9 protein-coding genes are annotated in these 12,414 nt (G+C 60.2%); 5 read left to right on the top strand and 4 right to left on the bottom strand.

All coding sequences use genetic code 11. The features are described 5' to 3' along the window. Window positions 1-3: 3 nt before the first annotated feature. Window positions 4-996 (bottom strand): AraD1 family protein, encoded by a 993-nt coding sequence (araD1, locus tag AB4N44_RS29545; protein WP_127926914.1) that lies wholly within the window; start codon window positions 994-996, stop codon window positions 4-6. A 151-nt stretch (window positions 997-1,147) separates the two neighbouring features. After that, window positions 1,148-2,470 (bottom strand): MFS transporter, encoded by a 1,323-nt coding sequence (locus tag AB4N44_RS29540; protein WP_127926910.1) that lies wholly within the window; start codon window positions 2,468-2,470, stop codon window positions 1,148-1,150. Window positions 2,471-2,663: 193 nt separating this feature from the next. On the opposite strand from AB4N44_RS29540, the gene AB4N44_RS29535 reads away from it, so the two are divergent. Continuing rightward, on the top strand, window positions 2,664-4,400 hold the full coding sequence (locus tag AB4N44_RS29535) for an IlvD/Edd family dehydratase (protein ID WP_460158150.1): 1,737 nt from the start codon (window positions 2,664-2,666) through the stop codon (window positions 4,398-4,400). 199 nt (window positions 4,401-4,599) lie between these two features. Beyond that, window positions 4,600-5,319: a FadR/GntR family transcriptional regulator gene (locus AB4N44_RS29530; RefSeq protein WP_122600168.1), complete on the top strand. Its 720-nt coding sequence runs from the start codon at window positions 4,600-4,602 to the stop codon at window positions 5,317-5,319. A 262-nt stretch (window positions 5,320-5,581) separates the two neighbouring features. Here AB4N44_RS29530 and AB4N44_RS29525 read toward each other — a convergent pair whose 3' ends face one another. Together AB4N44_RS29525 and AB4N44_RS29520 are read right to left on the bottom strand one after the other, a co-directional pair. Next, window positions 5,582-7,966 carry an efflux RND transporter permease subunit gene (locus tag AB4N44_RS29525; protein ID WP_150751944.1) on the bottom strand — a complete coding sequence of 795 codons (2,385 nt, stop codon included), beginning with the start codon at window positions 7,964-7,966 and terminating at the stop codon, window positions 5,582-5,584. Beyond that, the gene (locus AB4N44_RS29520) at window positions 7,963-9,006 is read right to left on the bottom strand and encodes a WD40/YVTN/BNR-like repeat-containing protein (protein WP_127926907.1); all 1,044 of its coding nucleotides are present in this window, start codon (window positions 9,004-9,006) and stop codon (window positions 7,963-7,965) included. The genes AB4N44_RS29525 and AB4N44_RS29520 overlap by 4 nt, the downstream gene beginning before the upstream one ends. Before the next feature lie 462 nt (window positions 9,007-9,468). On the opposite strand from AB4N44_RS29520, the gene AB4N44_RS29515 reads away from it, so the two are divergent. From AB4N44_RS29515 to AB4N44_RS29505, 3 genes are read left to right on the top strand one after another with little or no spacing between them, the layout of a single operon-like run. Further along, the gene (locus tag AB4N44_RS29515; RefSeq protein ID WP_460110856.1) at window positions 9,469-10,059 is read left to right on the top strand and encodes an amino acid synthesis family protein; all 591 of its coding nucleotides are present in this window, start codon (window positions 9,469-9,471) and stop codon (window positions 10,057-10,059) included. A gap of 31 nt (window positions 10,060-10,090) precedes the next feature. Next, window positions 10,091-10,924, top strand: coding sequence for an alpha/beta fold hydrolase (locus AB4N44_RS29510; RefSeq protein ID WP_095122917.1), 834 nt, complete (start codon window positions 10,091-10,093; stop codon window positions 10,922-10,924). After that, window positions 10,921-12,402 (top strand): aldehyde dehydrogenase, encoded by a 1,482-nt coding sequence (locus AB4N44_RS29505; protein ID WP_460110858.1) that lies wholly within the window; start codon window positions 10,921-10,923, stop codon window positions 12,400-12,402. The genes AB4N44_RS29510 and AB4N44_RS29505 overlap by 4 nt, the downstream gene beginning before the upstream one ends. Window positions 12,403-12,414: the final 12 nt, after the last annotated feature.

Raw genomic sequence — 12,414 nt, 5'->3', positions numbered from 1 at the left:
TCCTTAAAGGGTGCCGATGCTGTCCGGTACAAAAGCCGCTGGAACCGGAACGATGCCATTGACCAGCGGCGCGCCGAATTCGGCCTGGCTGATTTCGAAGACGTCGCCCGGCTGGGTGCGGATGCCATCGGCGAACGACAGGGTCGCAGTGCCGAAGAAATGAATGTGCACGTCGCCGGGACGCAGGAACTGGCTGTACTTGAAGTGGTGGTATTCGAGGTTGGCGAGGCTGTGGCACATGTTCGCTTCACCGCTGAGAAATTCGTTCTGCCAGAGCACTTCGCCGTCACGCAGAATGCGACTGGTGCCTGCCAGATGTTGAGGCAGTTCACCGGTGCGAAGTTCCGGGCCGTAACTGCAACTGCGCAATTTCGAGTGCGCGAGGTACAGGTAATTCTTGCGCTCCATGATGTGATCGGAGAACTCGTTGCCGACCGCAAAACCCAGGCGATAAGGCTTGCCGTCGTTGCCGATGATGTACAGGCCGGCCATTTCCGGCTCTTCACCGGCGTCTTCGGCAAATGGCGGTACCGGGAAGGGTTGGCCCGGGCGGACGACGATGCTGCCGTCGCCTTTGTAAAACCATTCAGGTTGTACGCCAGCCTGCCCCGCCGCCGGTTTGCCGCCCTCCACGCCCCATTTGAAGATGCGCATGGTGTCGGTCATCGTCGCTTCATCGCCGGCCTGCTGGTGCATTTTGTCCCGCGCCGAGGCGCTGCCCAGATGCGTCAGGCCGGTGCCGCTGATCAGCATGTGCGCCGGGTCCGGGTGGTCGAGTGGCGGCAGGATGCGCAACTGGGACAGCAACTCGGCGTAGTCGTGGCTGATGCCGAGTCCGAGGGTTTGCACTTGCTGCTCAAGGGTGTTGCCGGCTTCGATGGCGGCCAGTGCCAGATCGCGCACGCTGCGGGCGTCCTGGACTTCGCGCACCAGACCGTTGTCGACCACGCCGACGCGGCGTTCGCGGTTGCTTAATTCGAATTGAACCAGATGCATGTTCTTCTCCTATTCTCTCAAAAACACCGCTATCCCCTGTGGGAGCGAGCCTGCTCGCGAAAGCGGTGTGTCAGTCACCTCAAATGTTGAATGTGCCGGCCTCTTCGCGAGCAGGCTCGCTCCCACAAGGGATTTGCGTTGCTTTAAAAATTCAGGTGCGGGTGGCGCCACGGGCGCTGGCAGCAAATTGGTCAACCGGCAGGACGTGTTTGCGCTCAAGTACGCGGTAGACAACGCCGGTCAGGATCAAACCGAACACCATCACGCCCGACAGGAAATACAGGCCAGACGCAAGATTCCCGGTGTATTCCTTCAACGCCCCAATCACAAACGGCCCGATGTACCCGCCCAGATTCCCCACCGAATTGATCAGCGCAATCCCCGCCGCTGCACTCGCGCCGGCAAAGAACCGTCCCGGCAAGGTCCAGAACACCGCCGTGCAGGAAAACAGCGCAAACGCCACCAGACACAGCGCCGCCAACTGGGCCACCGGCAACGACAGCCACGCACTCATGAACAAGCCAATCGCGCCCAGCACATAAAGGACGGCGAGATGGCCGTAACGATCATTCAAGCGATCGGAACTGCGCGGCACGATCAGCAATCCGATGATGCCGAAGATGTACGGCACCGACGAGACGAAACCGGTGACCAGATCGCTGCCACCGAACTGTTTGATCAATGTCGGCAACCACAAACCCAAGCCATAAATGCTCAACGTCACCGGCAGATAGAACAGCGCCAGCAACAACACACGTTTGTCTTTCAGCGCATGCAGCGGGTTGCCGTGGCGAGTCTGGCCGTATTCCTGCAAATCCTTTTTCAGCTCGCCGGTCAGCCAGTCCTTTTCCGCCTGATCCATCCACTTCACTTGCTGCGGACCATCCGGCAACCAGCGCAACACCGGCCAGGTGAGCAGGATCGCCGGAGTACCGATGACGATGAACAACCACTGCCAGCCATGCAGGCCAAGGACGCCGTCCATGCCAAGCAAACCACCAGACACCGGGCCGGTGATCATCATTGCGATCGGTTGCGAGAGGATGAACAGCCCGAGGATCTTGCCGCGATGGCGCACCGGGAACCATTGAGTGATGTAGTAGAGAACACCGGGGAAGAACCCCGCCTCGGCCGCGCCGAGCAGAAAGCGCATCACGTAGAAACTGTGCGGGCCCTGGACGAAGGCCATGCCGATAGTGATGGCGCCCCAGGTGATCATGATCCGCGCGAACCAGCGTCGTGCGCCGAAGCGTTCGAGCATCAGGTTGCTGGGAATTTCGAAGAGGAAGTAGCCAATGAAGAACAGCCCGGCGCCGAGGCCGTAAGCCGCATCGCCAATGCCAATGTCGGCGCCCATGTGCAGCTTGGCGAAGCCGACGGCGGAGCGATCCACATAGGCGATCAGGTACAGCAGGATCAGGAAGGGAATCAGTTTCAGCGTAATGCGCCGTATCAGCCGCAGTTCCTGGCTCATGAGATCGGTCTCCGATTGTTGTTTTTATAGAACCTCGGGGGACGCCTCTCACGGAAAACCGTCAGGGCCATCCCTCCGTCGAAAACGACTATATAGTAATACTAATTCACCAACAACACTTCCAAACCTAGGATTTTGCGCTTAGATTAAGCCGTAGCTGGAACACTATAGTCATACAATAAGAGAATCGATCATGTCTGATAAGAAACCCACCCTGCGCTCCGCCCAATGGTTTGGCACGGCCGACAAGAACGGCTTCATGTACCGCAGCTGGATGAAGAATCAGGGCATCGCCGACCACCAGTTCTATGGCAAGCCGATCATCGGCATCTGCAATACCTGGTCGGAATTGACCCCGTGCAACGCGCACTTCCGCCAGATCGCGGAGCACGTCAAACGCGGGGTGATCGAGGCCGGTGGCTTCCCAGTGGAATTCCCGGTGTTCTCCAACGGCGAATCGAACCTGCGCCCGACCGCCATGCTCACCCGTAACCTGGCGAGCATGGACGTTGAGGAAGCGATTCGCGGCAACCCGATCGACGGCGTGGTGCTGCTGACCGGTTGCGACAAAACCACCCCGGCGCTGCTGATGGGCGCGGCGAGTTGCGACGTGCCGGCGATTGTTGTCACCGGCGGGCCGATGTTGAACGGCAAGCACAAGGGCAAGGACATTGGTTCCGGCACGGTGGTCTGGCAGCTCAGCGAACAGGTCAAGGCTGGCACCATCACCATCGACGATTTCCTTGCAGCCGAGGGCGGCATGTCGCGCTCGGCGGGCACCTGCAACACCATGGGCACGGCGTCGACGATGGCCTGCATGGCTGAAGCACTCGGCACTTCGCTGCCGCACAACGCGGCGATTCCGGCCGTGGATGCGCGGCGTTATGTGCTGGCGCACATGTCCGGCATGCGGGCGGTGGAGATGGTTCGCGAAGATTTGAAACTGTCGAAGATTCTGACCAAGGAAGCTTTCGAAAACGCCATCCGGGTCAACGCCGCGATCGGCGGCTCGACCAACGCGGTGATTCACTTGAAAGCCATCGCCGGGCGCATTGGCGTCGAGCTGGATCTGGACGACTGGACCCGTATCGGGCGCGGCATGCCGACCATCGTCGACCTGCAACCGTCCGGGCGTTTCCTGATGGAAGAGTTCTATTACGCCGGTGGTTTGCCAGCGGTGCTGCGACGTCTCGGCGAGGCCAATCTGATTCCTAACCCGAATGCGTTGACCGTCAACGGCAAGTCGATCGGCGAGAACACCAAGGACGCGCCGATCTATGGCGAAGACGAGGTGATCCGCACGCTCGACAATCCGATTCGCGCCGACGGCGGGATTTGTGTGCTGCGCGGCAATCTGGCGCCACTCGGTGCGGTGCTGAAGCCGTCCGCTGCAACGCCGGAACTGATGCAGCATCGCGGTCGTGCGGTGGTGTTTGAAAACTTCGATATGTACAAGGCGCGGATCAATGATCCGGAGCTGGATGTCGATAAAGATTCGATTCTGGTGATGAAGAACTGCGGGCCGAAGGGTTATCCGGGCATGGCTGAAGTCGGCAACATGGGCTTGCCGGCCAAACTGTTGGCGCAGGGCGTGACCGACATGGTGCGGATTTCTGATGCGCGGATGAGCGGCACGGCGTACGGCACGGTGGTTTTGCACGTGGCGCCGGAAGCCGCGGCTGGCGGGCCTTTGGCGACGGTGAAAGAAGGCGACTGGATCGAGCTGGACTGCGCCACCGGACGCTTGCACCTGGACATTCCGGACGCCGAACTGGCGGCACGCATGGCGGATCTGCAGCCGCCGCAGCAGTTGTTGGTGGGTGGCTATCGCCAGTTGTACATCGACCATGTGTTGCAGGCGGATCAGGGTTGTGACTTCGACTTCCTGGTCGGTTGCCGAGGCGCTGAAGTCCCCCGCCACTCCCACTGACCTTCTCCACCGATCGTTCCCATGCTCCGCGTGGGAATGCCTCAAGGGACGCTCCGCGTTCCAGCTCTGAAATGGGACGCAGAGCGTCCCGGGCAGCATTCCCACGCAGAGCGTGGGAACGATCATTACCCGCCTCAAGATTGTGCCGTGCCTGCTATGATGCGCGGCATCTCCATCGCTCAGGATCGCGCCGTTCCCCATGGATTACCGCAAACCCTCCGACCGCAAAAGCATGCACTCGCGCATCGTCCAGGAACTGGGCATGCAGATCGTCTCCGGACGCTTCAAGCCCGACGACAAACTGCCCGCCGAAGCCCTGCTGTGCGAGGAGTACGCGGTCAGCCGGCCAGTGTTGCGCGAAGCCACGCGAGTACTGGTAGCCAAGGGTCTGGTGTATTCGAAGCCACGCGTCGGCACGGTGGTCAAGGCCCGCCGCGAATGGCACATGCTCGACCCGGACGTTCTGCACTGGCTGATGCAAAGCAGCCCGCAGAATGAATTCTTCAATGTGCTGACCAGTGTGCGCAGCATTATCGAACCGGCCGCTGCTGCCCTCGCCGCCCAGCATGCCACCGATGCCGAAATTGCCGGGATCGGTGAGGCTTACCAGCGCATGGAAGCCGCGCCGACGCCGGAAGCGTTGTTGCAGCCGGATCTGGACTTCCACAGCCGGATTGCCGATGCGACGCACAATGATTTGCTGGCGAACCTGTGCAACATGTTGTCGGTGGCGATTGCCGAGGCATTGAAGCATTCGAATCAGCGGCCGAATCTGCATGAATTGGCGTTGCCACGGCATAAGGCGATTTTGACCGCCATTGAGAATCGTGATGCGCTGGGTGCTCGGCATGCGACGTTGGTGCAGCTGGATGATGCGCGTAGTGCGTTGAGTGTTGTGCTTGGCGCTGAACTCACTTAACGCTTGAGATCCTCTGCCCTCACCCTAGCCCTCTCCCAGAGGTAGAGGGGACCGATTGGGGGATATTCGAGATTTACGCCGACTTGAACGATTTGCTGTGAATCCATAATCAACTCGGTATCTCAGGTCGATGGATCAAGCCGCACACCTCGGTCAGTCCCCTCTCCCTCCGGGAGAGGGTTAGGGTGAGGGGCTCTTGATCTTAAAACACAAAAAAAGCCGCAACCCTAAGGTTGCGGCTTTGTCGTTTCAGGCTTGCAGATCAGTGGGCAAACAGCGAGTTCCCCTTCTGCCCCGCCAGTTTCTCCGGCTTGATCAGGAACTTCGCCAGTGCCGGCAGCAGCCACAGCGCACCGAACATGTTCCACAGCAGCATGAAGGTCAGCATCAGGCCCATGTCGGCCTGGAACTTGATCGCCGAGAAGATCCAGGTGCACACACCAATTGCCAGGCACAGGCCGGTGAACAGCACCGCTTTACCGGTGGATTTCAGCGTCTGGTAATAGGCCTCCTGCAACGGCAACCCGGCACGCAGGAAACTTTCCAGACGGCTGTAGATGTAGATGCCGTAGTCGACACCAATCCCCACACCCAACGCCACCACCGGCAAGGTCGCAACCTTCACGCCGATGCCCATGAACGCCATCAGCGCGTTGCCGAGTACCGAGGTCAGCACCAGCGGCAGGACGATGCACAAGGTCGCCGCCCACGAACGGAAGGTGATCATGCACATCACCGCCACGCAGATGTACACCAGAATCAGGATGGTCAGCTCAGCCTGTTTGATGACTTCGTTGGTAGCCGCTTCGATCCCGGCGTTACCGGCCGCGAGGATGAATTCCAGGCCGTCCTTGTTGTTGTCCTTGGCGAATTCCTGCACCGCGTGCACCGCACGATCAAGGGTCTCAGCCTTGTGATCGTTGAGGAACACCAGCACCGGCGCCAGCGAGCAACTGTTGTTGTACAGACCGTCGGCGCGGGCAATCGAGTTGTTCAGCACGTCCGGGTTGCGCGACAGGGTTTCCCATTTCAGGTTGCCCTCGTTCATGCCCTTGATCATCTGCTTGGACACGGTCACCAGCGAGATCGCCGACTGCACGCCCTCGGTGTTCTGCATCTTCCACATCAACTCGTCGATCGGCGCCATGGCTTCATAGCGTGAGCAGCCTTCCGACTTGGTCTTGACCATCACCACCAGCACATCGGAACTGGTCGAGTAGTTGTTGATGATGAAGTTGTTGTCCTTGTTGTAGCGCGAGTCCGGACGCAGTTCCGGTGCGCCCTGGTCGAGGTCACCGATTTTCAGGTTCTGGCTGTACCAGAGGCCGCCACCGAAGGCGATCAATGCCAGCAGCACCGAGATGCGGGCGACTTTCGGGTTGGCGAAGTTCGACAGCAGGCGCCAGAACGGATGCTCGCGGTTGGCGTCCTTCTTGCTCCGGGCAATCGCGCGCTTGCTGATGCCGACATAGGAAATCGCCACCGGCAGCAGAATCAGGTTGGTGAACACGATCACTGCCACGCCGATCGACGCGCCAATGGCCAATTCACGGATCACGCCGATGTCGATGATCAGCAGCGTGATGAAACCCACCGCATCCGCCAGAATCGCGATCATCCCCGGCAGGAACAGTTGCCGGAAGGTACGCCGCGCTGCGGTCAGGGCGTTGTCGGCCTCGCTGGATTGCAGGGCGATGCCGTTGATCTTCTGCACGCCGTGGGAAATACCGATGGCGAAGATCAGGAACGGCACCAGCATCGAATACGGATCGAGTCCAAAACCGAAGAAGTGCATCAAGCCGAGCTGCCAGACCACCGCCACCAGCGTCGTACTCAATACGGCGATGGTGCTGCGCACGCAGTTGGTGAACCACAGCAGCAGGATCAGGGTGATGACGAAGGCGATGCCGAAGAACAGCACCACCATCACCAGACCGTCGATCAGGTCACCGACCTTCTTGGCGAAACCGACAATGTGGATTTTGACGTTGGGATTCTGCGCTTCGAACTTGTTGCGGATCTTGTCTTCAAGCTCATGGGAGAACTTGCGGTAGTCCAGCGCCAGTAACTTGCCCTGGTCTTCCGGATCCGGGTAGGACTCCAGCAGCGGAATGTCGACGATGCTCGACTTGAAGTCGTTGGCCACCAGACGCCCGACCTGGCCGGATTTGAGCACGTTGTTGCGCAGCAGATCGAGGCTGTCCTGCGAGCCGTTGTAGCTCTGCGGGATCACTTCACCGCCGGCAAAACCCTCTTCGGTCACTTCGGTCCAGCGTACGCTCGGACTCCACAGCGACTTCAGGCCGGAGCGGTCGACGCCGGAGATGTAGAACACCTCGTCGTTGATCTGCCGCAGGGTCTCCATGTACTCCTTGGAGAAGATGTCGCCGTCCTTGGCTTCCACCGAAATACGCACGGTGTTACCGAGGTTCGCCAGATCATTGCGGTGCTCCATCATCTTCTCGATGAACGGATGCTGGAGCGGGATCATTTTTTCGAAACTGGTGGAAGGCCGGATCAGCGTGGCCTGCCAGAACAGGAAAATGCTCACCACCAGACAGATCAGGATTACTGCCGGGCGGTTGTTGAAGATCAGGCGTTCAAGAAACGTCGCCTTGTCCTGCTGAGGAGTGATCAAGGAAGTCATAGCCCCGCCTTCTTGTTATTGATCTCGGCACCGTTAGGCAGTGTGGTGTGAACGCCGCCCTGCCCGCTCAGAATCAGGTTGCCGTCGCCGGCCGCAGTGACCGATGACAGCGAAATGCGGTCCGGACGGTTGAACACACTGAAGGTCTCGCCGTTGTCGCTGCTGCTGATCACCGAGCCGCCGTTACCGACGATCACGATCGAGCCGTCTTCAAGAAGGGTCGCACCTGACAGGCCGAACTCCAGCGCCCCGCGTGCAGCTTTCAGTTCGACCTGCTCCCAGGTGCTGCCGAAATCCGTGGAGCGATAAAGATTGCCGCGCAAGCCGTACGCCAGCAGGGTCTGCGGCTGCGCCGTGCCGATCACACCGAACAGCGAACCTTCGTACGGGCCTTCGAGTTTTTCCCAGGTCTGGCCGTCGTCGGCGGAGCGAAACATGCTGCCCGACTCGCCGACGATGAACAGCCCGGCATCCTTCACCGCCGCGATGGCGTTGAGGTGGAATTGATCTTCGTTGTCGAGGCGGTCGCTGACGTCTTGCCAGTTTTTACCGCCGTCGGTGGTTTCCATCAACGCGCCGTAAGCGCCGACGGCGAGGCCGCTGTTGACGTCCTTGAACCAGACGTCGAGCAGCGGCGATTCACGTTTGAGGTCTTCGAATTGTTTGGTCCAGGTCAGACCGCCGTCTGCGCTGGCGAGGATTTGTGCGTCGTGACCGACCGCCCAGCCGTGCTTGTCGTCGACAAAATACACAGCCGTCAGCAGCTGCCGGCTCGGCACCTTGGCCTGTTTCCAGGTTTTGCCCTGGTCATCGGAATAAAGGATGTGCCCGCGATCGCCGACCGCGACCAGTCGCGCACCGGCGTGGACGACGTCGAGAATCAGGCTTTTCGCGGCTTTGGCGGATTCGGTGGCATAGACCACATCGGCCGGGGCCTCGGCGGCAATCACGGGTGCCGACAACGTGGCAAAGCCCAGCAGAGAGAGTGCTGTGGCCAGCAACGCGGTGTTGCGTAACGCCGGCGGGCGGCAACGACTCATAGACCTTCCCCTATTTATTATTGTTAGGCCATCTGACCTTCAAGGGCGCCGCAAGTGTGCTCCGCTGATGGCTGCTCAGGAGCATAGTCCTGAAACCCGCAATCCAGAGCCACTTCGGAAGCTGGCTCATCCTATCGGGCTTTCGAAACGTCTGACAATCGGCGCCACGTTATCTTTTGTTAACCGAAAGCGGCCCTCTACCGACGCTGATTTCCATTGTGGGAGCGAGCCTGCTCGCGAATGCGGTGCACCAGTCACCCAGTTTATTGGCTGACCCACCGCTTTCGCGAGCAGGCTCGCTCCCACAGGGGTTAGGGGTGGTCTTGGTATTTGTGGTTGTCAGTGAATGCGGCGCCATTCGCCGGATGTATGACGCAATTCTTGCGCGGGGGACTTGCACGATTGGTATTATGGTATACCATCAGACGCACAGACACTCTCAATCCCCCTACGGAGCAGCTCATGAGTTTCGAAATTCGCAAGATCGTCAGCTATGTCGAAGAAACCTTCATCGAAGGCGGCAAAGCCACCGACAAGCCAGTGACCATGGTCGGCCTCGCCGTGGTGATGAAAAACCCTTGGGTGGGCAACGGTTTCGTTGAAGACCTCAAGCCGCAGATCCGCGCCAACTGCTCCGACCTCGGTGTGCTGATGGTCGAACGTCTGGTCGGCATCATCGGCGGTGCGGAAAAAATCGAGGCTTACGGTAAAGCCGCTGTGGTCGGTGCCGATGGCGAGATCGAACACGCCTCCGCCGTGATCCACACCCTGCGTTTCGGCAACCACTACCGCGAAGCCGTCAACGCCAAGAGCTACCTGAGCTTCACCAACAAGCGCGGCGGTCCGGGCACCTCGATTCAGATCCCGATGATGCACAAGGACGACGAAGGTCAGCGTTCGCACTACATCACTCTGGAAATGCAGATCGAAGACGCGCCGCGTGCCGACGAAATCGTCGTCGTGCTGGGTTGCGCCGACGGTGGTCGCCTGCACCCGCGCATCGGCAACCGCTACATCGATCTGGAAGAACTGGCCGCCGAAAAAGCCCAGTAATCACAATAAAAAGGCACTGCAGGAGCGCTCCATGATTCGGCTCACCGCTGAACTCACCCCGGCTGGCACCAGTTACCTGGCGACCGGCCAAGGCCAGCCCGTGGTTTTGATCCACGGCGTGGGCCTGAACAAAGAAATGTGGGGCGGCCAGATTGTCGGCCTGTCCAGCCAATACCGGGTGATCGCCTATGACATGCTCGGTCATGGCGCCAGCCCGCGACCGGCCAGCGGCACTGCCTTGCTCGGTTACGCCGATCAGTTGCTGGAGTTGCTCGATCACTTGAATCTGCCGCAGGCAGCGGTGATCGGTTTCTCCATGGGCGGTCTGGTCGCGCGGGCCTTTGCCCTGCATTACCCGGAGCGCCTGCAAAGCCTGGTGGTGTTGAACAGCGTGTTCAACCGCAGTGAAGAACAGCGTGCCGGCGTCATCGCGCGCACCGCGCAAGCGGCCGAACATGGCCCGGACGCCAATGCCGAAGCGGCGTTGTCACGCTGGTTCAGTCGCGAGTATCAGGCGGCCAATCCGGCGCAGATCGCCGCATTGCGCCAGACCCTCGCCAATAATGATCCGCAGGGTTACCTGACCACTTATGAATTGTTCGCCACCCAAGACATGTACCGCGCCGACGACCTGGGCAGCATTCAGGCGCCGACGCTGATCGCCACTGGCGAACTCGATCCGGGTTCGACCCCGGAAATGGCCGAGCAACTGGCCCGGCGCATCCCCGGTGCGAAGGTTGCTGTGCTGCCCGAGCAACGGCATATGATGCCCGTAGAGTCGCCGCGTCTGGTCAATCAGACGCTGCTGGAATTTCTCCAATTCGCACACTCCCGACAAAACCATATAAAGGGGATCGTTGCATGACACTCGCACGCTTCCAGATGTGCATCGGCGGAGAATGGGTCGACGCCCTCTCCGGCAAAACCTTCGAAAGCCTCAACCCGGCCACGGCGCAAGCCTGGGCGCAACTGCCCGACGCTGACGAGGCCGATGTCGAACGCGCCGTGCAGTCCGCGCAGAGCGCTTTCGACAGCCCGGCATGGCGAGGTCTGACCGCCACCGCACGCGGCAAATTGCTGCGTCGTCTCGGTGACTTGATCGCGGAAAACAAGGAACAACTGGCGCAGCTGGAAAGCCGCGACAACGGCAAACTGATCCGCGAAACCCGTGGGCAAGTCAGCTATCTGCCGGAGTTCTTCCACTACACCGCCGGCCTCGCCGACAAGCTCGAAGGCGGCACGCTGCCGCTGGATAAGCCCGACCTGTTCGCCTACACCGTGCATGAAGCGATGGGTGTGGTTGCCGCAATCATTCCGTGGAACAGCCCGCTCTATCTGACCGCCATCAAACTCGCCCCGGCGCTGGCCGCCGGCAACACGATTGTGATCAAGCCCTCCGAGCACGCTTCCGCAACGATTCTTGAACTGGCGCGCCTGGCCCTCGAAGCCGGGATCCCGCCGGGTGTGGTCAACGTCGTCACCGGTTACGGCCCGAGCACCGGCGCCGCCCTCACCCGCCATCCGTTGATCCGCAAAATCGCCTTCACTGGCGGCGCAGCGACGGCGCGGCATGTGGTGCGCAGCAGCGCCGAGAACTTCGCCAAGTTGTCGCTGGAACTGGGCGGCAAGTCGCCGAACATCATCTTCGCCGACGCCGATCTGGACAGCGCGATCAACGGCGCGATTGCCGGGATCTACGCCGCCTCCGGTCAAAGTTGCGTATCCGGTTCGCGGCTGTTGGTGCAGGACGAGATCTACGACGAGTTCGTCAATCGACTGGTTGAACGCGCTCAGCGCATTCGCATCGGCAACCCACAAGAAGACAACAGCGAAATGGGCCCGATGGCCACTGCGCAACAATTGGCGGTGGTCGAAGGTCTGGTCGCTGATGCCATCGCTGAAGGCGCGCGTTTGCGTACCGGCGGCAAGCGCCCTACGGATCTCGGCGAAGGCTGGTTCTACGAGCCGACGCTGTTCGAGTGCGACCGCAATTCGATGAAGATCATGCAAGAAGAAGTCTTCGGCCCGGTGGCTTCGGTGATTCGCTTTAAAGATGAAGCCGAAGCGCTGGCCATTGCTAACGACTCGCAGTTTGGCCTCGCCGCCGGCATCTGGACCCGCGATCTCGGTCGCGCCCATCGCCTCGCGCGCGATGTGCGCTCGGGGATTATCTGGGTGAATACTTACCGCGCGGTGTCAGCGATGGCGCCGATCGGCGGCTTCAAGAACAGTGGCTATGGACGCGAAAGCGGCATCGATTCGGTGCTGGCCTACACCGAACTGAAAACGGTGTGGATCAACCTCTCTCAGGCACCGATGCCTGATCCGTTTGTGATGCGCTAGGAGTCCAGCGAA

The organism is Pseudomonas sp. S3_C06 (assembly GCF_054667675.1).
Note: the sequence above shows the minus strand (reverse complement) of the source record. Positions and strands in the feature narration are given on the sequence as shown.

Excerpts from the sequence above, each read along its gene's own strand:
- araD1 (WP_127926914.1), bottom strand. The coding sequence starts at position 996 with ATGCATCTGGTTCAATTCGAATTAAGCAACCGCGAACGCCGCGTCGGC.
- AB4N44_RS29540 (WP_127926910.1), bottom strand. The coding sequence starts at position 2,470 with ATGAGCCAGGAACTGCGGCTGATACGGCGCATTACGCTGAAACTGATT.
- AB4N44_RS29535 (WP_460158150.1), top strand. The coding sequence starts at position 2,664 with ATGTCTGATAAGAAACCCACCCTGCGCTCCGCCCAATGGTTTGGCACG.
- AB4N44_RS29530 (WP_122600168.1), top strand. The coding sequence starts at position 4,600 with ATGGATTACCGCAAACCCTCCGACCGCAAAAGCATGCACTCGCGCATC.
- AB4N44_RS29525 (WP_150751944.1), bottom strand. The coding sequence starts at position 7,966 with ATGACTTCCTTGATCACTCCTCAGCAGGACAAGGCGACGTTTCTTGAA.
- AB4N44_RS29520 (WP_127926907.1), bottom strand. The coding sequence starts at position 9,006 with ATGAGTCGTTGCCGCCCGCCGGCGTTACGCAACACCGCGTTGCTGGCC.
- AB4N44_RS29515 (WP_460110856.1), top strand. The coding sequence starts at position 9,469 with ATGAGTTTCGAAATTCGCAAGATCGTCAGCTATGTCGAAGAAACCTTC.
- AB4N44_RS29510 (WP_095122917.1), top strand. The coding sequence starts at position 10,091 with ATGATTCGGCTCACCGCTGAACTCACCCCGGCTGGCACCAGTTACCTG.
- AB4N44_RS29505 (WP_460110858.1), top strand. The coding sequence starts at position 10,921 with ATGACACTCGCACGCTTCCAGATGTGCATCGGCGGAGAATGGGTCGAC.